The 21,271-nt window shown below is 66.9% G+C and carries 20 protein-coding genes; 12 read left to right on the forward strand and 8 right to left on the reverse strand.

Going from position 1 to position 21,271, the window contains the following annotated elements; genetic code table 11:
* Positions 1 to 28 precede the first annotated feature (28 nt).
* From ACQR1H_RS19280 to ACQR1H_RS19295, 4 genes are all read left to right on the forward strand, one after another.
* Positions 29 to 766, forward strand: coding sequence for an ABC transporter ATP-binding protein (locus ACQR1H_RS19280; RefSeq protein ID WP_315800707.1), 738 nt, complete (start codon positions 29 to 31; stop codon positions 764 to 766).
* Complete coding sequence (locus ACQR1H_RS19285) at positions 763 to 3,333, forward strand: ABC transporter permease (protein WP_434888011.1); 2,571 nt, start codon at positions 763 to 765, stop codon at positions 3,331 to 3,333. The genes ACQR1H_RS19280 and ACQR1H_RS19285 overlap by 4 nt, the downstream gene beginning before the upstream one ends.
* Positions 3,334 to 3,609: 276 nt before the next feature.
* The gene (locus tag ACQR1H_RS19290; protein WP_315800709.1) at positions 3,610 to 4,401 is read left to right on the forward strand and encodes a Bax inhibitor-1/YccA family protein; all 792 of its coding nucleotides are present in this window, start codon (positions 3,610 to 3,612) and stop codon (positions 4,399 to 4,401) included.
* A gap of 155 nt (positions 4,402 to 4,556) precedes the next feature.
* Positions 4,557 to 5,084: a GNAT family N-acetyltransferase gene (locus ACQR1H_RS19295; protein ID WP_316180312.1), complete on the forward strand. Its 528-nt coding sequence runs from the start codon at positions 4,557 to 4,559 to the stop codon at positions 5,082 to 5,084.
* A gap of 41 nt (positions 5,085 to 5,125) precedes the next feature.
* Here ACQR1H_RS19295 and ACQR1H_RS19300 read toward each other — a convergent pair whose 3' ends face one another.
* The 3 genes from ACQR1H_RS19300 to acnA all read right to left on the reverse strand — a co-directional run bounded on the left by ACQR1H_RS19300 (position 5,126) and on the right by acnA (position 9,601).
* Positions 5,126 to 5,491 carry a DUF2794 domain-containing protein gene (locus ACQR1H_RS19300; protein ID WP_315800711.1) on the reverse strand — a complete coding sequence of 122 codons (366 nt, stop codon included), beginning with the start codon at positions 5,489 to 5,491 and terminating at the stop codon, positions 5,126 to 5,128.
* Positions 5,492 to 5,909: 418 nt separating this feature from the next.
* Complete coding sequence (locus ACQR1H_RS19305) at positions 5,910 to 6,692, reverse strand: DUF1223 domain-containing protein (RefSeq protein WP_316215574.1); 783 nt, start codon at positions 6,690 to 6,692, stop codon at positions 5,910 to 5,912.
* 188 nt (positions 6,693 to 6,880) lie between these two features.
* Positions 6,881 to 9,601, reverse strand: a complete 2,721-nt coding sequence (gene acnA, locus ACQR1H_RS19310; RefSeq protein ID WP_434908043.1) for an aconitate hydratase AcnA — start codon at positions 9,599 to 9,601, stop codon at positions 6,881 to 6,883.
* A gap of 223 nt (positions 9,602 to 9,824) precedes the next feature.
* On the opposite strand from acnA, the gene ccmA reads away from it, so the two are divergent.
* The 5 genes from ccmA to ACQR1H_RS19335 all read left to right on the forward strand — a co-directional run bounded on the left by ccmA (position 9,825) and on the right by ACQR1H_RS19335 (position 13,074).
* The gene (gene ccmA / locus ACQR1H_RS19315; RefSeq protein WP_434846031.1) at positions 9,825 to 10,454 is read left to right on the forward strand and encodes a heme ABC exporter ATP-binding protein CcmA; all 630 of its coding nucleotides are present in this window, start codon (positions 9,825 to 9,827) and stop codon (positions 10,452 to 10,454) included.
* A 313-nt stretch (positions 10,455 to 10,767) separates the two neighbouring features.
* On the forward strand, positions 10,768 to 11,436 hold the full coding sequence (gene ccmB / locus ACQR1H_RS19320; RefSeq protein WP_315740697.1) for a heme exporter protein CcmB: 669 nt from the start codon (positions 10,768 to 10,770) through the stop codon (positions 11,434 to 11,436).
* Between the two features lie 93 nt (positions 11,437 to 11,529).
* Entirely contained in the window at positions 11,530 to 12,306 is a 777-nt protein-coding gene (locus ACQR1H_RS19325) for a heme ABC transporter permease (protein ID WP_315800714.1), read from the forward strand.
* A 1-nt stretch (position 12,307) separates the two neighbouring features.
* Positions 12,308 to 12,487, forward strand: a complete 180-nt coding sequence (gene ccmD, locus ACQR1H_RS19330) for a heme exporter protein CcmD (protein ID WP_315715913.1) — start codon at positions 12,308 to 12,310, stop codon at positions 12,485 to 12,487.
* Entirely contained in the window at positions 12,484 to 13,074 is a 591-nt protein-coding gene (locus ACQR1H_RS19335; RefSeq protein ID WP_315800715.1) for a DsbE family thiol:disulfide interchange protein, read from the forward strand. The genes ccmD and ACQR1H_RS19335 overlap by 4 nt, the downstream gene beginning before the upstream one ends.
* A gap of 215 nt (positions 13,075 to 13,289) precedes the next feature.
* Here the strand turns inward: ACQR1H_RS19335 and ACQR1H_RS19340 are convergent, their stop codons facing one another.
* On the reverse strand, positions 13,290 to 13,892 hold the full coding sequence (locus tag ACQR1H_RS19340) for a septation protein A (RefSeq protein ID WP_315800716.1): 603 nt from the start codon (positions 13,890 to 13,892) through the stop codon (positions 13,290 to 13,292).
* Positions 13,893 to 13,977: 85 nt separating this feature from the next.
* The gene (gene ftsY, locus ACQR1H_RS19345; protein WP_315800717.1) at positions 13,978 to 14,925 is read right to left on the reverse strand and encodes a signal recognition particle-docking protein FtsY; all 948 of its coding nucleotides are present in this window, start codon (positions 14,923 to 14,925) and stop codon (positions 13,978 to 13,980) included.
* 59 nt (positions 14,926 to 14,984) lie between these two features.
* Between ftsY and ACQR1H_RS19350 the strand changes: the two genes are divergently transcribed.
* Complete coding sequence (locus tag ACQR1H_RS19350; protein ID WP_434908044.1) at positions 14,985 to 15,887, forward strand: RluA family pseudouridine synthase; 903 nt, start codon at positions 14,985 to 14,987, stop codon at positions 15,885 to 15,887.
* A 101-nt stretch (positions 15,888 to 15,988) separates the two neighbouring features.
* Here the strand turns inward: ACQR1H_RS19350 and mtaB are convergent, their stop codons facing one another.
* Both mtaB and dapF read right to left on the reverse strand, forming a co-directional pair.
* Positions 15,989 to 17,299 (reverse strand): tRNA (N(6)-L-threonylcarbamoyladenosine(37)-C(2))-methylthiotransferase MtaB, encoded by a 1,311-nt coding sequence (gene mtaB / locus ACQR1H_RS19355; RefSeq protein ID WP_434908045.1) that lies wholly within the window; start codon positions 17,297 to 17,299, stop codon positions 15,989 to 15,991.
* On the reverse strand, positions 17,296 to 18,162 hold the full coding sequence (gene dapF, locus ACQR1H_RS19360) for a diaminopimelate epimerase (RefSeq protein WP_316215508.1): 867 nt from the start codon (positions 18,160 to 18,162) through the stop codon (positions 17,296 to 17,298). Before dapF ends, mtaB begins: the two co-directional genes overlap by 4 nt.
* A gap of 170 nt (positions 18,163 to 18,332) precedes the next feature.
* On the opposite strand from dapF, the gene ACQR1H_RS19365 reads away from it, so the two are divergent.
* Both ACQR1H_RS19365 and ACQR1H_RS19370 read left to right on the forward strand, forming a co-directional pair.
* Positions 18,333 to 19,103 carry a GyrI-like domain-containing protein gene (locus tag ACQR1H_RS19365; protein WP_315800721.1) on the forward strand — a complete coding sequence of 257 codons (771 nt, stop codon included), beginning with the start codon at positions 18,333 to 18,335 and terminating at the stop codon, positions 19,101 to 19,103.
* A gap of 5 nt (positions 19,104 to 19,108) precedes the next feature.
* Complete coding sequence (locus ACQR1H_RS19370) at positions 19,109 to 19,819, forward strand: SIMPL domain-containing protein (RefSeq protein ID WP_434891438.1); 711 nt, start codon at positions 19,109 to 19,111, stop codon at positions 19,817 to 19,819.
* A gap of 197 nt (positions 19,820 to 20,016) precedes the next feature.
* On the opposite strand, the gene ACQR1H_RS19375 is transcribed toward ACQR1H_RS19370, so the two are convergent.
* Positions 20,017 to 21,009 carry an MBL fold metallo-hydrolase gene (locus ACQR1H_RS19375; RefSeq protein ID WP_316238532.1) on the reverse strand — a complete coding sequence of 331 codons (993 nt, stop codon included), beginning with the start codon at positions 21,007 to 21,009 and terminating at the stop codon, positions 20,017 to 20,019.
* Positions 21,010 to 21,271: the final 262 nt, after the last annotated feature.

Raw genomic sequence — 21,271 nt, forward strand, 5'->3', positions numbered from 1 at the left:
GCTTGCGGAGTTGCCATATGACCGAGCCATGGACAGTCTCATCGAAACCTCGCGTTTGGCCGGCCTTGCGCCGGACACCATTACCATCTCCAACGTCAACCTCTCGCTCGGCACCGGAGCGGCACGTGTTCATATCCTCAAGGACATCAGCCTGCGGGTGGGACAGGGCGAGACGATCGGCCTGATCGGCCCCTCGGGATCGGGGAAGTCCACGCTGCTGATGGTGATGGCGGGGTTGGAACGTCCTGACAGTGGTGAGGTGGTGGTCGGCGGCACCGCTTTCAATGCCCTGGACGAGGACGCCCTGGCCCGGTTCCGGGGTCGCCAGGTCGGCATCGTCTTCCAGTCCTTCCACCTGATCCCGACCATGACCGCGCTGGAGAATGTGGCAGTGCCGCTCGAGCTGGCCGGCCATGCCGGCGCCGCGGAGCGTGCCGCCCGCGAGCTCGAGCAGGTCGGGCTCGGCCACCGTCTGCATCACTATCCGACGCAGCTCTCCGGCGGTGAGCAGCAGCGCGTGGCATTGGCCCGCGCTCTCGCTCCCGACCCCGCAATTCTCGTGGCCGACGAGCCGACCGGCAATCTCGACGAGACCACCGGCCAGCAGATCGTCGACCTGCTGTTCACCAAGCATGCCGAGCGCGGCATGACGCTGGTGCTGGTGACCCATGACAGCGGCCTCGCGCATCGGTGCGACCGGGTGGTGCGGCTGCGCTCGGGACGGATCGAAGCCGAGAGCGACGCACACGAGCAAGCCGACGCATGAGCACGGTATCCGAACCGATCGCGGGCGGCCGCATGGCCGCGTTGCCGGTGCGCTACGCGCTGCGCGAGCTGCGCGGCGGCTTGCGCGGCTTCTACGTCTTCATCGCCTGCATCGCGCTCGGCGTGCTCGCCATCGCCGGTGTCGGCTCGGTGGCGGCCAGCCTCAATGACGGGCTGGTCCGCGAGGGCCGGACCTTGCTCGGCGGCGACGTCGCTTTCTCGCTGTTTCAGCGCGAGGCCAAGCCCGAGGAGATCGCCTTCCTGCGGACGCGCGGCCAGGTCTCGCTGGCGGCAACCTTGCGGGCGATGGTGCGCGCCGGTGACGCCAAGCTGGCCTTGGTCGAGCTCAAGGCGGTCGACGGCGCCTATCCGCTGCTGGGCAAGGCCGAGCTGCAGCCCGACCTGCCGCTACCGGACATTCTCGCCGAACGCGACGGCGTGTTCGGCGCGGCGGCCGATCCGGCACTGCTGGCGCGGCTCGATCTCAAGGTCGGCGACACCGTCAGCATCGACACGGTCCGCTTCCAGATCCGCAGCGCGCTCCAGGCCGAGCCGGACAAATTGTCCGGCGGCATCGGCCTTGGGCCGCGCTTCCTGATCAGCGAGGCCGGCTTGCGCGCCACGTCGCTGCTGCAGCCGGGCAGCCTGGTGCGCTGGACCTACCGGGTCCGGCTGCCCGACAATGCCAAGGACGACCACGCCGCAGCGTCCTTCATCGCCGACACCCGCCTGACCTTGCCGTCGGCCGGGTGGGAGATCCGCAGCCGCAGCAATGCCTCGCCGCAGCTCGAGCGGACGATCGGCCGCTTCACCCAGTTCCTCACCCTGGTCGGTCTCGCCGCGCTGCTGGTCGGCGGCGTCGGCGTCGCCAACGCGGTCAAGAGCCATGTCGACCGCCGCACCGAGGTGATCGCGGCGTTCAAGGCCCTCGGCGCCACCAGCCGCGACGTGTTCGGCATCTACCTCGTGCAGGTGATGGTGCTCGCCACGATCGGTTCGATCATCGGCCTCTGCGCCGGCGCGGCCCTGCCCTTCGCCATCGTCGGGCTGTTCGGCAACATCCTGCCGCTGCCCGTGATCCCGGCTATTCATTCCGACGAGCTGGCGCTGTCCTTCGTCTATGGCCTGCTCACCGCACTGGCGTTCGGTCTGTGGCCGCTCGGGCGCGTGCGCGACGTGCCGGTGGCGGCGTTGTTCCGCGAGGCGGTCATCGCCGAATGGCACCGGCCGCGCTGGAGCTATCTGGTGCTGATCGCGGGCACCGTCGCGCTGCTGATCGCGGTCGTGATCGGCTTGTCCTACGACAAGCGCATCGCCGCGGTGTTCGTCGTCGCCGCCGCGCTGGTGTTCGTGCTGTTGCGCGGCATTGCCGCCGCGGTGATGGCAATTGCGCGCGCCCTGCCGCGCAGCCGCTTCCCGATGCTGCGGCTGGCGGTCAGCAACATCTACCGCCCGGGCGCGCTGACACCGTCCGTGGTGCTGTCGCTCGGACTGGGTCTCGCGGTGCTGGTCACAATCACCCAGATCGACGGCAATCTGCGGCGCCAATTCCTGGCGCAACTGCCGGAGCAGGCGCCGTCGTTTTTCTTCATCGACGTCCCCTCCGGCGAGGCCGACCGCTTCCGCGGCTTCCTCAAGGACCTCGCCCCTCAATCCGCTGTCGAAGACGTGCCGATGCTGCGCGGGCGCATCGTCTCCGCCCGCGGCGTCCGCGCCGAGGACCTCAAGGCGACGACGGACACCGAATGGGTGCTGCAGAGCGATCGCGGCCTGACCTATACCGCCGAGATTCCCAAGGGCTCGAAGGTGGTCGAGGGCGAGTGGTGGAGCGAGACCTACAGCGGACCGCCGCTGGTCTCGATCGAGAAGCGCATCGCCGACGGCCTCGGCCTCAAGCTCGGTGACGACATCGTCGTCAACGTGCTCGGACGCGATATCACGGCGCGGATCGGCAACATGCGCACCATCGACTGGCAGGGGCTCGGCATCAACTTCGTGCTGGTGTTCTCCCCGAATGCCTTCAAGGGCGCGCCGCACACCCATGTCGCGACCCTGACCGAAGCGCGCTCCGATGCCGCCGAGGATGCCCGTGTCATCCGCAAGGTGGCCGACGCCTTCCCGATGGTGACCAGCGTGCGGGTCCGAGAGGTGATGGAGACCGTGGGCTCGGTGGTCTCCAACCTCGCGCTCGCCATCCGCGGCGCCAGCGCGGTGACCTTGATCTCGGCCATCCTGGTGCTCGGCGGCGCGCTGGCCGCCGGCCACCGCCACCGGGTCTACGACGCGGTCATCCTGAAGACCCTGGGCGCGACGCGGCTGCGGCTGCTCGGCGCCTACGCGCTCGAATATCTGATGATCGGGTTTGCCACCGCCGCGTTCGGCGTCATCGCCGGCTCGGTCTCCGCTTGGCTGATCGTGACCCGGCTGATGACCTTGAGCTTCGCCTGGCAGGCGGGCAGCGCCGCGCTGGTCGTCTTGGCGGCGCTGATCGTGACCGTCGGCCTCGGACTGGCCGGCACCCTGCTCGCGCTGAACCAGAAGCCGGCGACGGTTCTTCGGAATCTCTAGCGGCTTGATCGAGCGCTTGCGCGCTCATGCCGCACGGTTAACGCGATTTATACGGCTGAGACGCGTTCGGAGCGACATTCAGCCGCGCGTGGAAGCTTGCGGCGGATATGCTAGTTTCCCATCTAGGGAATGGGCTCAGAGACCTGCCAAAGATGGCGAATTTGCCGATGACGCAAATTTAATATCGATGGCAGCGGGTATGAGATAGGGTTTTTCGAGAACCGGCTGAAGGTCCTGCCAGGATCGGGCTGCCGGGCAACCAACGGGAATTCGACCATGTCGGACCTCAACCGCAACTATGCTTCACCCTTTGGCCGGGTGGCCGGGCGCGCCGATGCCGCGACCGTCGACGCCGGTCTGCGCGCCTACATGCTGCGCATCTACAATTACATGAGCATCGGCCTGGCCATCACCGGCCTCGCGGCGCTCGGCGTCTACATGGCGTCGGTGACCGGCGATCCGGCGGCCGGCGTGTTCAAGTTCGGCAACGCCTATCTGACGCAGTTCGGCTACGCGATGTTCGTGAGCCCGCTGAAGTGGCTGTTCATCCTTGCCCCTCTGGTCATGGTGTTCGCGATCTCGGCCGGCATCAACCGCCTCGCGCCGTCGACCGCGCAACTCCTGTTCTGGGTGTTTTCGGCCTTGATGGGCATCTCGCTGTCGTCGATCTTTCTGGTGTACACCCACACCTCGATCGTGCGGGTGTTCTTCATCACCGCGGCGACGTTCGGCGCGCTCAGCCTGTACGGCTACACGACCAAGCGTGACATGACGGGCATGGGCTCGTTCCTGTTCATGGGCCTGATCGGCATCGTGCTGGCGAGCCTGGTGAACCTGTTCCTGGCGAGCTCGATGCTGCAGTTCATCGTCTCGGTGATCGGCGTGTTCGTGTTCGCCGGCCTGACCGCCTGGGATACGCAGCGCCTGAAGAACGAGTACATCTACGGCTACGCCTCCGCGGGCGGCGACATCGCCGAGCGCGCAGCGATCACCGGCGCGCTGTCACTGTACCTGAACTTCATCAACCTGTTCACGCTGCTGCTGCAGCTGCTCGGACAGCGCGACTGATCCAACCGCTCGAACGAGCGACCTTCGAAGCCCCGGCCTCACCGCCGGGGCTTTTCGTTTGCACAAACCCGATTGCGACCGGCGCAAAGCGGCAGCGACAGCCATGCCGCGAGGCCGGATTGATCGCCGCGTCCGCATGGGTATGCTTGCACCCCATGTCGAACATTGAAATCCGGCCCACCCAGGAGGCCGACCTCCCGGCCATCACCGCCATCTACGGCCAGGCCGTCCGCGAGGGCACGGCCACCTTCGAGCTCGACCCTCCGGATCTGGCGGAGATGACGCGCCGCTTCCGGGCGCTCCGCGACGGCGGCTTCCCCTATTTCGCCGCCCTGCTGGACGGAGAGGTGGTGGGCTATGCCTATGCCGGGCCCTACCGGCCCCGCCCTGCCTATCGCTTCACGGTGGAGAACTCGGTCTATCTCGCTCCCGCCAGCCAGCGTCGCGGCATCGGGATGCGACTAATGCGGCGGCTGATCGACGCCTGTGAGGAGGGAGGCTTTCGCCAGATGATCGCCGTCATCGGCGACTCCGCCAATGCCGGCTCGGTCGGGCTGCATACCGCCTGCGGCTTCCAGATGATCGGCACCCACCCGAGCGTCGGCCTGAAATTCGGCCGCTGGCTCGATACTGTGATGATGCAGCGCCCGCTCGGGGCCGGGAGCAGCGACGTCCCGGCGTAAGCGACGCCGGTCGAAATGTCGTGATCACCCGGCGGGTCGGATCAGACCAGCGCCGGCTTCGGCGCGATCGCCAGCAACACGCGCTCAAGCTCGTGGCCGCGGCGCAGGATCAGCCCGGTGGCCGAGATCACGCTGTACATGCCCTGCTTGCGTGCGAGACGCGGATCCTTCTCGATGCGGTAGATCGGCACCTCGGACGCCCGGCGAAACACGGAGAAGACGGCCCGGTCGCGCAGAAAGTCGATCGAATAGTCGCGCCACTCACCGTCGGCGACCATGCGACCGTAGAGGTTCAGGATGCGGTTCAGCTCCAGGCGGTCGAACGTCACCCGGTTCGGCGCTGCGGCCGCACTGCGCGCCGCCGCGCGGTTCTCGCTGGGGTCGGCGTCCTCCGGCGTGAGGTTCATTGGCGTCCTCCTGTCATCTGTGTGACATGATCGCGCCATCCGGCAGAAGCCGCAAGGGGCCGTTTTCGTTGTTGAAGTTCGACCGAGCCTGCGAGGTCATCAGTTCCGCGAACACGCAAGCGTCACGGGATCGTTAGCGGAATCATAATCGCGCCGTCTTTCCGCCCACCGACCGCCCCCGACCTTCGGCATAAGATTCGTGTGCGTTGGCCCGGTCCTTTCGGTTCCGGATTCCTCAGCCCCCAGCCCCCCGGGGTCGTCAGGATCGGGTCTATTCACAAGTAAGGCAAAGGGCCAACGCAAGTTGGTCCTTTTGCTTTTCTGGCGTGAGCTGCCGGAAGATGTCGCGGCGCGCCGTCGCACGGACGTGACGCGCCTCACGCAGGTCAGCGAAAACGAAGATCGGGACGACGGAAGATCAGCGCTCGGGACCACGCGCCGTTGCTGAAGCCCGTCCGCCCAACGGCAACTCGGAAAAGGCGGCGCCGAGCATCGGCCCAGGGCGGTCGCGACTGCCGTCCTGCACATAGACGACGGTGCCATCGACGCCCTCGCGGGCGATCTTCTCCAGCGGCACGCTCCAGCTGACCGGCGACCCGTTCCAGTCACCCAGCTTCTGGAGACCGCGAACGACGTTGTAATAGGTCAGGTCGCGGCCGCTGTTCTCGCCGCGCCCGACCGAGATCGGGACCACCCGCGAGATCGAGCAGACCCAGACCTCGCCGTGCCGGCGCGGCGCATGCTCGCTGGCCGCGGCGACCGAGACGGCGAGCTCCTGGCCGTCGACCGACAGCCTCACCGGCACCGACATCACCGCGCCGCCCTGGACGGTTTCCTCGATCGCGCCTTCGATCGCCTCGCGGTCGCTGCCGATCACATGCACAGAGCCGTTGATCACCGCCTGCGGCGTATAGACCTCGCGGTCCCCGCGCGCACGAGAATAGGCCCGCTGCCGGGCCGTGAAGCGGGAGTCGGCCAGCGTGTCCTTCCAGCCGAGATAGTCCCAGTAGTCGATCGGCAGCGACAACGCGATGACCGAAGGATCTCTGGCGAGCTCGCCGAGGATCTTGTCAGCCGGCGGGCAGGACGAACAGCCTTGAGAGGTGAAGAGTTCGATCACCGCACGGGGATCGGATGCGGCTGGCCGGACGAAAGCGATGACCGCACAGACACTCAGCGCTGCGCGCGACCACCACGACATCTGTCCACTCATCGCCACTGTCCCGTCTGGACCACCGTCCGCTGCGCCCTGCGCATCACTGCATCCGCGATGCCGTCCTCGTAGTTAACAAACCGAAAATGCAAAGGAGGCGACCCTTGTCATAGGCCGCCTCCTTCATCACCCGCTACTCACTTCAGAGTGAGCCAAACTGTCGCATCGCGCTTTGGTTAAGCGGCGAGCTTGCGCAGCACGTAGTGCAGGATGCCGCCGTTGCGGTAGTAGTCGAGCTCGTCGAGCGTATCGATCCGGCAGAGCAGCGGCACCTGCTGCGCCGCACCGTCGGCCGAGACGATCTCGGCGGTCAGGGTTTGGCGCGGCTTCAGGTCGCCCTGCAGGCCCTTGATGGTAACCTTCTCGTCGCCCTTGAGGCCGAGCGAGGACCAGGACGTGCCTTCCTGGAAGGTGAGCGGCAGCACGCCCATACCGACCAGGTTGGAGCGATGGATGCGCTCGAAGCTCTGGCAGATCACGGCGCGGACGCCGAGCAGCCGGGTACCTTTGGCGGCCCAGTCGCGCGATGAGCCGTTGCCGTATTCGGCGCCGGCGAACACCACCAGCGGCACACCCTCTTCCTGATACTTCATCGCGGCGTCGTAGATCGACATCTGCTCGCCGTCGGGCCAGTGCTTGGTCAGACCGCCCTCTGGGATGTTGCCGTCGGCGCCCTTGAGCATGAAGTTCTTGATGCGGATGTTGGCGAAGGTGCCGCGCATCATGATCTCGTGATTGCCGCGGCGGGTGCCGTACTGGTTGAAGTCGGCCGGGCGAACCTGGTGCTCGCTGAGGAACTTGCCGGCGGGCGAGGTCAGCTTGATCGAACCGGCCGGCGAGATGTGATCGGTCGTGATCTTGTCGCCGAACAGCGCCAGCACGCGGGCCTCGACGATGTCCTTGATCGGCTCCGGCTCCTTCTTCATGCCTTCGAAATACGGCGGGTTCTGCACGTAGGTCGACGACATGTTCCAGCGATAGGTTTCGCTCTCGACGGTCTTGATCTTGCGCCAGTTGGTGTCGCCCTTGAACACGTCGGCATAGCGCTTCTTGAAGATCGACGCCTTGACGAACTTCTTGACGAAGTCGTTGACCTCCTTCGTCGTCGGCCAGATGTCCTTCAGGTAGACCGGCTTCTTGTCCTTGCCGATACCGATCGGCTCGACGGCGAGGTCCTTGGTCACAGTGCCGGCGAGCGCATAGGCGACGACCAGCGGCGGCGAGGCCAGGTAGTTGGCCTGCACGTCCGGCGAGACGCGGCCTTCGAAGTTGCGGTTGCCCGACAGCACCGCCGCCGCGACGACGCCATTGTCGTTGATCGACTTCGAGATCTCTTCCGGCAGCGGGCCTGAGTTGCCGATGCAGGTGGTGCAGCCGAAGCCGACCAGGTTGAAGCCGACCTTGTCGAGATCCTTCTGCAGGCCGGAGTTCGCGAGGTATTCAGCAACCACCTGACTGCCCGGGGCGAGCGAGGTCTTCACCCACGGCTTGGCCTTGAGGCCCTTGGCGGCGGCGTTGCGGGCCAAGAGGCCGGCGCCGATCAGCACGCTCGGGTTCGAGGTGTTGGTGCAGGAGGTGATGGCGGCGATGACGACGTCGCCATGGCCGATATCGAAGTCCTTGCCCTCGACCGGGAAGCGCTGCTCGGCCGCATCGGGCTTCTTGTACTCGCCGGCCAGCGCGGTCGCGAAGCCTTCGGCGACTGCGGGGAGCGCGATGCGGCCCTCGGGACGCTTCGGACCGGCCATCGACGGCACGACGTCGGCGAGATCGAGGGTCAGCGTCTGCGTGAACACCGGGTCGGCCGACTTGGCGGTGCGGAACAGGCCCTGCGCCTTGGCATAGGCCTCGACCAGCGCGACGCGCGGCGCCTTGCGGCCGGAGGTCTTGAGATAATCGATCGTCGCGGTGTCGACCGGGAAGAAGCCGCAGGTCGCGCCGTATTCTGGAGCCATGTTGGCGATGGTCGACTTGTCGGCGACCGAGAGATGGTCGAGGCCGGGGCCGAAGAACTCGACGAACTTGCCGACCACGCCGAGCTTGCGCAGCATCTGGGTGACGGTCAGCACGAGGTCGGTCGCGGTGACGCCTTCCTTCAGCGCGCCGGTCAGCTTGAAGCCGACGACGTCGGGCAGCAGCATCGACAGCGGCTGGCCGAGCATGCAGGCCTCGGCCTCGATGCCGCCGACGCCCCAGCCGAGCACGGCCAGACCGTTGACCATGGTGGTGTGCGAATCGGTGCCGACCAGCGAATCCGGATAGGCGACCTCGAAGGTGCCCTTGGTGCGGCCGATCGTCATCTTCTCCTTCTTGGTCCAGACCGTCTGCGCCAGATACTCGAGATTGACCTGGTGGCAGATGCCGGTGCCGGGCGGCACGACGGAGAAGTTCGAGAACGCCTTCTGGCCCCACTTCAGGAATTCGTAGCGCTCCTGGTTCTGCTTGTACTCCTCGGCGACGTTCTTGCTGAACGCCTTGTTGTCACCGAAGTAGTTCACGATCACCGAATGGTCGATGACGAGATCGACCGGCACCAGCGGGTTGATCTTCTCGGCATCGCCGCCGAGCGCCTGCATCGCGTTGCGCATCGCCGCGAGGTCGACGACAGCCGGGACGCCGGTGAAATCCTGCATCAGCACGCGTGCCGGGCGGAAAGCGATCTCGTGCTCCAGCGACTTCTTGCGCAGCCATTTCGACACCGCGACGATGTCGTCCTTGGTGACGGTACGGCCATCCTCGTTGCGCAGCAGATTCTCGAGCAGCACCTTCATCGAGTACGGCAGCTTCGAGATGTCCTTGAGACCGTTCTTCTCGGCTGTGGGCAAGCTGTAATAGATGTAGCTCTTCGTTCCGACCTTGAGGGTCTTGCGACACTTGAAGCTGTCGAGCGAGGTCATGCGTGGAAATCCCAATTGATCTGCATACCCGGAGGGGGTATTTAAGAACCGTCAGCGCGAGGCGCCGGATGGCTTGCAGCGGACGATTGTGTGCTGCATCAAGGTCGGGCTTATAGAAGCTTTCTAACTGCGCCGCCACAGAGACAAGCAAGTCCCGACGTGGCATCACCCACAAATTCTCACGCGCTAGCCATCAATTTCGTAAGGGCGCTCACGACAGGCCATGCAGGCGACTTCAACACTGTCTCCGAAGCTGTTCGGCCGCGACGTCAGATGCGTGCGCGGCGGCCGCGAGGTGTTCGCAGGACTGGCCTTCGAAGCAGTCGCGGGCGAGGCGCTGGCAGTGACCGGACACAATGGTGCGGGCAAGACATCACTGCTGCGGTTGATTGCCGGCCTGCTGCTGCCGGCGGGCGGCTCCATCGCCATCGAGGGCGGTGAGAGCGAGCTGACGGTGCCCGAGCAGGCGCATTATCTCGGCCACCGCGACGCGCTGAAGCCGGCGCTCAGCGTGCGCGAAAACCTGACCTTCTGGGCCGACTTCCTCGGCGGCGGGGTCACGCGGCCGATCTCCGACTGCCTCGCGGCCGTCGGCATCGCCCACGCCATCGACCTGCCCGCCGCCTATCTGTCGGCCGGCCAGCGCCGCCGTCTGTCGCTGGCCCGCCTGCTCGCGGTGCCCCGCCTGCTGTGGCTGCTCGACGAGCCGACCGCCGCGCTCGACGTCGCCGGACAGGCGATGTTCGCCGGGCTGATGCGGGAGCATCTCGCCGGGGGTGGGCTGATCGTCGCGGCGACGCACGGCCCGCTCGGCATCGACACGCGCGAGTTGCGGATCGGAACGATCGGATGATGCCCCCCTTCTTCACGACGCCCGCCGGCCCCTCCATTCCCTCCCTCCTTGTGGGGGAGGGTCAGGGAGGGGGGTGCCATACGACGTGGCCTATCGAACTGAGCGCAACCCCATCGCTCCACCCATCCTATCGATGCGCGCCCCCCTCCCCCTTGCGGGCAGGGGTCGGGGGTAGGAGTCCCCACCGGCGGTCTCGCCCGGAGCCACCCCCCTCCCCAGCCCTCCCCCACAAGGAGGAAGGGAACGAAGTGTGCCGGCGGTCGGAGCACGGCTCACTCCCGCGCAATGCGCCATCAGCCCAGGCCCTCCCCGCATGACCGCCCTCGGTGCCCTCATCCGCCGCGACATCCGGATTGCGCTGCGCATCGGCGGCGGCGCGTTGATCGGCGTGCTGTTCTTTCTCACCGTCGTGGTGCTGATGCCGTTCGCGGTAGGGCCCGACCTGGCGCTGCTGACCCGGCTCGGCCCCGCCATCCTCTGGCTCGGTGCCCTGCTCTCCAGCCTGCTCACCCTGGACCGGCTGTTCACCGCCGACCACGAGGACGGCTCGCTCGACCTGGTCGTGATGAGCCGGACACCGCTGGAGCTGGCCTGCGCCGCCAAGGCGCTGGCGCACTGGCTCGCCGCCGGCCTGCCGCTGGTGATCGCGACGCCCGTGCTCGGCCTGCTGCTCAACCTCGACGCCACGGCGACCGGCGCCGTCGCGCTGACGTTATTGGCGGGCACGCCTGCCCTGACCTTCATCGGCATGATCGGTGCCGCGCTGGCGGTGACCATGCACCGCGGCGGGCTGCTGCTGGCCGTCTTGGTGCTGCCACTTTCGATCCCGGTGCTGATCTTCGGCGTCGCGGCGTCGCAGGCGGCCATCGTCGGCCCGCTGCCGTTCGGGGCGCCGTTCTCGATCCTGTGCGCATTGTCGCTGGTGAGTTTCGTGATCGGCCCGTTCGCCGCTGCGACAAGCTTGCGGAACGGGCTGGATTGACCCACCGCCCGCCGGGGTTTGACCATGATCAACTCTTACCTAGCGACGCCGTGCTGATTGCCTGCAACCGCGTCCGCCGTTAACAAGGGTCTCATGTCGCTGATCGACCTCGCCAATCCCACCCGGTTCCTTGCGCTGGCGGCGCGGCTGCTGCCGTGGCTGGCGCTGGTCACGGCCGCGCTGCTGGCTGCCGGCCTGTACCTCTCCGCAGTGGCGCCCGACGACTATCAGCAGGGCGCGACCGTCAAGATCATGTTCATCCACGTGCCCAATGCCTGGCTGTCGATGTTCGTTTGGAGTATCATGAGCATCGCCTCGCTCGGCACCCTGGTGTGGCGGCATCCGCTCGCTGACGTCGCCGCCAAGGCCGCCGCCCCGATCGGCGCCAGCTTCACGTTCCTCGCGCTCCTCACCGGCTCGCTGTGGGGCCGGCCGATGTGGGGCACCTATTGGGAGTGGGATGCGCGGCTGACCTCGGTGCTGATCCTGTTCTTGATGTATCTCGGCCTGATGGCGCTGTGGCGCGCGGTCGAGGATCCCACGCGCGCGGCACGCGCCGCCGCGGTGCTGACGCTGGTTGGCGCGATCAACCTGCCGATCATCAAGTTCTCAGTCGACTGGTGGAACACGCTGCATCAACCGGCGTCGGTGATGCGGATGGGCGGTCCGGCGCTCGACAAGGCCTTCCTGATCCCGCTGCTGGTGATGGCCGTCGGCTTCACCTTCCTGTTCGTGACGCTGCACGTCGCCGCGATGCGCAACGAGATCCTGCGCCGGCGTGTCCGCAGCCTGCAGATGATGCAGGCCCGCACCTACACAACGACCGCACCAGCCGACGATGCGGCAGGCCGGATCGCGGGAGCGGCTTGACATGGACCTTGGCCCCTATACCTCCTTCATCGCCACCTCCTATCTTGCGGCGGCGCTGGTCGTGATGCTGCTGATCGGCTGGATCGCCATCGACTACCGCACCCAGAAGGCGCGCCTGCGCGCGCTCGAGGACAGCGGCATCAGCCGCCGTTCCGGCCGCGCCGCGACGGACATCCAATGACCGAACCGACAGAGCCGGCGCCGCGGCGCCGCTCATTCCTCATGCTGCTGCCGCTGGCGGTGTTCCTCGGGCTGGCGGCGCTGTTCTGGTCGCGCCTCGGCAACGGCGATCCGTCGCAGATTCCCTCCGCGCTGATCGGCCGCCCTGCGCCGGCCACACCGCTGCCGGCGCTGCCAGAGCTGGCGAAGGACGGCACGCCGGTGCCCGGCCTCGACCCGGCTGCGCTCAAGGGCAAGGTCAGCATCGTCAACGTCTGGGCATCGTGGTGCGTGCCCTGCCACGACGAGGCGCCGCTGCTGGTCGAACTCGGCCGCGACAAGCGCTTCCAGATCATCGGCATCAACTACAAGGACGGCGCCGACAACGCCCGCCGCTTCCTCGGCCGCTACGGCAACCCTTACGACGTCGTCGGCGTCGACGGCAACGGCCGCGCCGGCATCGAATGGGGCGTCTACGGCGTGCCCGAGACCTTTGTCGTCGGCCGCGAAGGCACCATCGTCTACAAGCTGGTCGGCCCGATCACGGCGCAGAACATCGACGCCGTGCTGAAGCCGGAAATCGAGAAGGCGCTGAAGGCAGGGAGTTAGTTCGCGGTCGGCAAGTCGTTAGTTTCTCGTCGTTGCAAGTGGACGTGACTGCCGAGCTCGCGCAACGACCCACGGTGTCGTCCCGGCCTTGAGCCGGGACCCATACTCCGCGGCCGTCGTGGTGGGCAAGATGTTAACGACGCGCCTGCCCCAAACTCAAGCCTGTGGTTCTGGGTCCCGGCTCAAGGCCGGGACGACAGCAGAGTTTGCCGCAACTACCCCTTGCTCACATCCCCTTCCGCGGCGTCGCTGGCTTCCAACGAGGCCGGGTCGAGGTGGTAGCGCTTGATCAGCGGCATCTGGGCGATGGCGAAGATCATGGTCAGCGGCACCACGCCGAACGCCTTGAAGCCGACCCAGAAATCGGTGCTCTGCGTGCGCCAGACGATCTCGTTCAGCACCGCCATCGCGGCGAAGAACAGCGCCCAGCGAAACGTCAGGATGCGCCAGCCCGCGGGCGTCAGATTGAACATCTGATCGAACATGATCGCGATGAAGGAGCGATTGAACAAGAGCCCGCCACCGAGCACGGCCGCGAACAGCCCGTAGATGATGGTCGGCTTGACCTTGATGAAGGTCTCGTCGTGCAGCACCAGGGTCAGCGTGCCGAACACGATGACGACGACGGCGGTCACCAGCGCCATCAGCGGGACGTGCCGCGTCACCACGTAGGACGCGATCAGCGCGGCAATGATCGCGACCATGAACGCGCCGGTCGCCGCGAACAGGTTGAACTTGGCATTGACCACGAAGAAGATGATCAGCGGACCGAGCTCGGTCGCGAGCTTGAACAGCGGGTGCGGCTGGGTCTTGTCCATTCCATATCCTGTTGGCTGCAGCCACGGCAGCGGTTGATCCGGTCGTCTCGATCTGGCGGTGGGCCGGAGCCCGGGCGTGGCGACGTCAATCCTCGATGCCGGCGATCGCCCGCGCAAAATCTCTCGCGGCGAACGGTGAGAGATCCTCGACCCCCTCGCCGACGCCGATGAAGTGCACCGGCAGCTTGAACTTCTCCGACAGCGCCACGAGGATGCCGCCGCGCGCCGTGCCGTCGAGCTTGGTCATCACGAGGCCGGTGACGCCTGCCGTACGATGAAACGCCTCGACCTGCGACAGCGCATTTTGTCCCACCGTCGCGTCGAGCACGAGCAGCACCGCATGCGGCGCCGAGGTGTCGACCTTGCGAATGACACGCACCACCTTCTCGAGCTCGTTCATCAGCTCGGCCTTGTTCTGCAGCCGGCCGGCGGTGTCGATCAGCAGGATGTCGCGGCCCTGCTCCTTGGCCGCGGTGATGGCGTTGAACGCCAGGCTCGCGGAATCAGAGCCTTGCGCGCCGGCGACGACCGGCGCCCTGGTGCGCTCGCCCCACACCTTGAGCTGCTCGATCGCGGCGGCGCGGAAGGTATCGCCCGCGGCCAGCATCACCTGCTTGCCTTCGGAGGCAAATTTCTGCGCCAGCTTGCCGATCGTGGTCGTCTTGCCGGAGCCGTTGACGCCGACGACGAGAATGACGAACGGCTTGTGGCCAGCGTCGATCGTGAGCGGCTTCGCCACCGGCGACAGCACCTTCTCGACCTCGGTCGCGACCACCGCCTTGACCTCGTCGGCACTGATCGCCTTGTCGTAGCGGCCGTGGCCTACGGCTTCGGCGATCCGCGCCGCCACCTGGGTGCCGAGATCGGCGCGCAGCAGCACGTCCTCGATGTCGTCGAGCATCGCGCGGTCGAGCTTGCGCTTGGTGACGAGATCGGCGACGGCGGTGCCGAGCGCGCCGGAGGTGCGCTTCAGGCCGGCCGACAGACGCCGCCACCACGACAGCTTGGGTGTTTCGGAGGTGGTATCGTTCATGGCGTGGTGTTAGCCCTTTCCATTCGCAAACGAAAGCTCACACCCGCGTTACGGTTTCCATGGACATTAACCAACCCACCGACGAGGAGATGCTCGCCCGCGTGCTCCACCGCGACGGGCTGATGCTGGTGATCGACAAGCCGGCCGGCATTCCCGTGCACAAGGGGCCGAAGGGCGGGCCGAACCTCGAAGCCTCGTTCGACGCGCTGCGCTTCGGCCTGCCGCGCCCGCCGGTGCTCGCGCATCGGCTCGACAAGGAAACCTCCGGATGTCTGGTGCTCGGCCGTCATCGCAAGGCAACGGCGTCGCTCGGGCTTTTGTTCAAGCATGGCAAGATTTCGAAAACCTATTGGGCTGTCGTCGAAGGCGGGCCCGACGCTGACGAGGGCGTGATCGAGCTCCCGCTCGGCAAGCTCAACGCCGAACGCGGCTGGTGGCAGAAACCGGACCCGCAGGGCCAGCCGGCGGTGACGAAATGGCGGGTGTTGGGGAGGTCATATTCTCTCACTCCCCCACCTCAGATCTCGATCTCGACTTGCGACACCGACTCCCCTCCCCCTCGCGGGGAGGGGTCGGGGGCGGGGGCGGGGGTCCCCACGGGCAGTGTCGCCCGGAGCCACCCCCCTCCCCAACCCTCCCCCACAAGGGGGGAGGGAGCGCAGGGTGCCGGGGGAGAGAGCGAACCTCAATCCACCAAGACACCCAAGCTCACTTGGCTCGCCATGGAACCGGTCACCGGCCGCACGCATCAACTGCGCGTGCACTCCGCCGCATCCGGCTGGCCGATCGTCGGCGACAACATCTACGGCAACGGGCCGCGCTTCGGCGAGCCGCGGCTGCATCTGCATGCGCGGGAGATTTCGATCCCGCTGTCGAAGAACAAGCCCCCGGTGCAGGTCGTCGCACCAGCGCCGCTGCACATGCATGAGCGGCTGCGGCTGTGCGGGTGGAACGGGGAGTGAGCCCGTCTCTCTCCACTCGTCATGGCCGGGCTTGTCCCGGCCATCCACGTCTCAGTTGCCCAAGGCCGTGGATGTCCGGGCCTTCGCCGCCCCCGAAGCGGCTACGGCCGCGCAGGCGGGTCAAGCCCGGGCATGACGGAGTCCTGGACTAACAGCCTCGCGCCATCATGCCCGACGATCATCAACCGCTGCACCGTCCCCGGCACAGCGCCGCGGACGGCCGCCGGCAGATAGTGCTCCGTCCGCCCCAGCGTCTCGCTCTCGATCAGCACCTCGCGCTCGCTGCCGATCTCGGCATCCAGACGCCGCAGCAACGCCGCCTCTCCCGCGGCCCGCAGCCTCTTGGCGCGATCGCGGATGACGGCGCCATCCACCTGCGGCATGCGCGCCGCCGGCGTGCCCGGGCGCAGCGAATACGGAAACACGTGCAGAAACGTCAGGCCGCATTCCTCGACCAGGTCGATCGAGCGCGAGAACATCTCCTCGGTCTCGGTCGGAAATCCCGCAATCAGATCGGCGCCGAGCGAGATATCCGGACGCAGCCGCCGCACCTGGTCACAGAACGCGATCGCGTCGGCGCGCGAATGTCGCCGCTTCATGCGCTTCAGGAGCAGATCGTCGCCGGCCTGCAGCGACAGATGCAGATGCGGCATCAGCCTGGCATCATCCGCGAGCGCATCGAGCAGGTCGGCATCGGCCTCGATCGAATCGATCGAGGAGATGCGTAGACGCTGCAGCTCGGGCACGTGGCGCAAGATCTGCTTGACCAATCTGCCGAGCTTCGGCGTCGCCGGCAGATCCGCGCCGTAGCTCGTCAGGTCGACGCCGGTCAACACGATCTCGGCATGGCCGCGCTCGACGAGCGTCCGCACTTGGTCGACCACGGCGCCCATCGGCACCGAGCGCGAATTGCCACGGCCGAACGGGATGATGCAGAAGGTGCAGCGATGGTCGCAGCCGTTCTGGACCTGGACGAACACCCGCGGCAGGCCGCGCTGGAAGCCGTCGACGAGATGCGGCGCCATCTCCGTCACCGCCATGATGTCGGAGACAGCGACCTTCTCGAAAGCCTCGATGCCGAATCGTGGCGAGGCCAGCGCCTGCGCCATCGCGCGCCACGCATCGGGCCGCAGCTTGTCGTCATTGCCGATGACGCGGTCGACCTCGGGCATGGCAGCGAACATGCCAGCCTGCGTCTGCGCCGCACAGCCGGTCACGACGATGCGCGCCGCGGGGCGCTCGCGCTTCAGCTTGCGGATCGATTGTCGCGCCTGCGCCACGGCTTCGTTGGTGACGGCGCAGCTGTTGACGACGATGGTGTCGTCGGCGCCGGCCGCTTCGGCATGCTTCGCGATCAGCTCAGATTCGAACGCGTTGAGCCGGCAGCCGAAGGTGACGACATCGACGCTCATGCGACGCTGGCGAACAGCTCTGGCTCGAACCGCCCCTCATATTCGAAGGTCGCGGTCCCGGTCATCAGCACGTGATCGTCGCGCTCGCGCCACTCGATCGTCAGCTCGCCGCCGGGCAGCGTCATCTGCACGATCCGGTTGGCGCGCTTCAGACGGGCCGCCGCGACCGCGGTCGCGCACGCCGCCGAGCCGCAGGCCCTGGTCAGCCCGGCGCCGCGCTCCCAGGTCCGCATCGTGATGTGGTCGCGGTCGACGATGTGGGCCAGCGTGATGTTGGCACGCTCGGGGAAGATCGGGTGGTTTTCCAGCAGCGGCCCGAAGCGCTCCAGATCATAGGCGTTGATGTCCTCGACCCAGAACACCGCGTGCGGGTTGCCCATGTTGACGACCGACGGCGAATGCAGGATCGGGGCGTCGATCGGGCCGATCTGCAGCTCGATGTAGCGGGTGTCGCGGAATTCCTCGGCGAGAGGAATCTCCTGCCAGCCGAACTTCGGCACGCCCATGTCGACGGTGTAGAGGTCGGGCGCCGGGCCCTGCCAGCAGTTCAGCAGTCCGGCGCGGGTCTCGAACGTCGCGCTGGTCTGGCCGGTCTTGCCGAACACCTGGCGCACCACGCAGCGCATGCCGTTGCCGCAGGCGCCGGACTCCGAGCCGTCATTGTTGTAGATGCGGATGAACGCTTCGGTGCCGTCGAGCCGCGGCGGCTGCAGCACCATCAGCTGATCGTACGGCACCCGGGATGCCACCGCCCGCGCCTCGTCCGGCGTGACGACATGCTTCACGTCGCGAAGATCGACCACGACGATCTCGTTGCCGATCCCGTTCATCTTGACGAAGCTGTGGTTGGCCAGCGCGCTCATGAAAATATCCAAATTGTGTCCGCCTTATATGGCGAATGGCGCGGCATTGACCAGCCTGCAGAGCGACATGACGCATCTGTCATGGGACGCCGCGCCGCCGAGCATGTTAGGACCGGTTCATTCGCCGGCACGAACCGGGCAAAGCAGCACGGCCACTGGAGAATAGTCGAATGAATCTCAGCACTTTCCGCCTCGTTCTGGCCGTGAGCTCGGTCGCGCTCCTGCTCGGCGGCACGCCCGCCCGGGCCCAGGCGCCGTCGGCCTCGCCGGCTCCGGCGGCATCGGCCACGCCTGCGCCAGCCCCGAGCGTGCTACCGGCTCCCTCGGCACCGGCCTCTCCTGCACCTGCCGCGTCGGCCAGTCCCGCGCCCGCGACCAGCCCGACGCCGGCCGCCAGCGCGAGCCCCGCGCCGTCGTCATCTCCGACCGCGGCCCAGTCCCCCGCCACGCCGCCGCCGGCCGCGGCGCCGGCCCAGGCGGGCGACGCCTTCGGTGACGAGATCAAGCTCGAGGCGAAGAAGGTTGTCCTCGTCAAGGGCACCGCCAATTGGGACAACGCATTCGATACGCTGATCGACTCCTTCAAGTCGCTGTCGGCCACGCTGGACAAGCAGGGCATCAAGCCCGCCGGCAACGGCATGATCGTCTACACCTCGACCGACGACACCGGCTTCACCTTCCTGGCCGAGATGCCGATCGAGCAGGAGCCGAAGACGCTCGGCAAGGGCATGAGCATCGGCCAGTCGCCCGAGGGCAAGGCGCTGAAGTTCGTCCATCGCGGCTCCTACGACAACATGGACAACACCTACGAGGCGATCACCAACCACCTTGATGAGCGCCGGCTGGAGGCCAAGGACACCTTCATCGAGGAGTATTTGACCGACCCCTTGAAGACGGCCGAGGACAAGCTCGTCATCAACGTCTACGTGCCGCTGAAGTGAGCACCATGATGATCAGATCGATGTTTGTTGCCACACTGGCGGCCGCTACGACACTGCCGGCGCTGGCGGACGACATCGCGCGCCAGGACACCCCGGCAATCACCGTCAGCGGCGAGGCCAGCGTGACGGCGCCGCCGGATCTGGCGCAGATCGACGCCGGGGTGGCGTCGGATGCGAAGACGGCGCGCGAGGCCGCCGAGGCCAACAATGCCGCGATGGCCAAGGTGCTCCAGGCGCTGAAGAGCGCGGGGATCGCCGACAAGGACTATCAGACGTCGCGGCTGTCGATTCAGCCGCAATATGCGCAGAACCGGCCGGGCCAGCCGGCCGTGACCGGCTATCGCGCCTCGAACCGCGTCACCATCAAGGTGCACGATGTCGGCAAGGTCGCCAGCGTCATCGACACGCTGGTCGGCGCCGGCGCCAACGACGTCGGCAACATCTATTTCAGCGTCGCCGAGCCGTCCAAGCTGCTCGACCAGGCGCGCGAGAAGGCCGTCGCCGACGCGCGCCGCAAGGCCGAGATCTACGCCAAGGCCGCTGGCGTGACGCTCGGCCAGCCGCTCAACATCGCCGAGGACGGCGCTCCGGCGCCGGTGTTCCGCGCCAAGACCTTCGCCGCGCCGATGGCCGCGACGCCGACACCGGTGGCACAGGGCGAGGAGACGCTGTCGATCACGGTCAACGTGACCTGGGCGATCAAGCCGGCGCAGTAGGTATAAGTCTGTCTCATACTGTGAGACGCGACGCGGCCACGACAAACTCAGTGTCGTCCCGGCCTTGAGCCGGGACCCATACGCCGCGGCGGATGTTATCGCGCGAGATGGAGCTGCCGGCCTTCGCAAAACTTGATTCGGTGGTTATGGGTCCCGGCTCAAGGCCGGGACGACACCATTGTTGTTGCGGCAGCGGACTAAATCTCCACCACTTGCCCCGGCTTCAGCACGCCAAAACGCTCGCGTGGGATGCCGGCCGAATCGAGCGCAGCGTGCAGGGCGTGGACGGGCGCGTCGATCGCCTCGTCGGTCAGCTGGAACGTGCCGTGGTGATGCGCCAGCGCGGCCTCCGCGCCGCAATCCTGCAGCGCCTGCACGGCATCCTCCGGGTTCATGTGCTGGTCGCGCATGAACCAGCGCGGCTCGTAGGCGCCGATCGGCAGGATCGCCAGCCTGATCGGCGCGTGCTGCTCCGCAACGCGGCGGAAATGCTTGCCCGTGCCGTAACCGGAATCGCAGACGATGTAGAGCCGGCCGCGCGGCGTCTCCAGCACGAAGCTTGCCCACAATGCCTTGTTGCGGTCGAACAGGCCGCGCGCCGTCCAGTGCCGCGTCGGCACCAGCGTCACCGCGACCTCCTCGTTCAAGGTCACGCGATCGTGCCAGTCATAGGCCTCTGCGCGGATCTTGGAGTCGGCGTCGATCATCGTGAGGTCGTTGCCGAGCGGTGTGACCACCCGCGGCGAAAATCGCGCGGTCAGCTTCGACAAGGTCCGGATATCGAGATGGTCGTAGTGCCCGTGCGAGACCAGCACGACATCGATGTGCGGCAACGCCTCGAAGGCGATGCCGGGATCATTGTGGCGTCGCGGGCCGGCGAAGGACAACGGCGAGACCCGCTCCGACCAGACAGGATCGACCAGGATATTGAGCCCGCCCGTCTGGACCAGCCAGCTGGCATGGCCGATGAAGGACAGCCGCACCGCCTCGCCGTCGATCCGGTGCGGCGGCGCGTCGGCATGCGGGCTCGGCGCCCAGGCCGGCCAGCGGGAACGCTTGCCGTTGCGGTCGAACTGCCAGCGCAGCACCTGGGAGAGGGATTTGGGCGGAACGCCGTCGGGATCGTAGAAGCGCTTGCCGTCGAAATGGTCGGTGACGGGGCCGGAATAGGTCCTGGAACGGCGCAACAAGGTCGTCCTCGCGAAGGCAAAGCTGAACTGGCTGAAGAGGTAAGCGGCCGCACAGGGTCCGGCAACGGGACGGCGCGAAGCAAGTTTCCTTGACTTTTGCGGCTGCGGAGGGTTTAACCCGGCCGAATTTCGGAAAGTTTCGTCTTTTCGAGCCACCGCCCGGCCCTGGAGGCCGGAGGTCACCGCCCGACAGCGCTGTGCGCCCTCGGGCGCAAACGTGTTTGGACTGACGGTTTCGGCCGATCTGCCGAGGCCTATATGG

It is taken from the genome of Bradyrhizobium sp. HKCCYLRH2015 (assembly GCF_051168215.1).
In the GTDB taxonomy this organism is placed as follows: domain Bacteria; phylum Pseudomonadota; class Alphaproteobacteria; order Rhizobiales; family Xanthobacteraceae; genus Bradyrhizobium.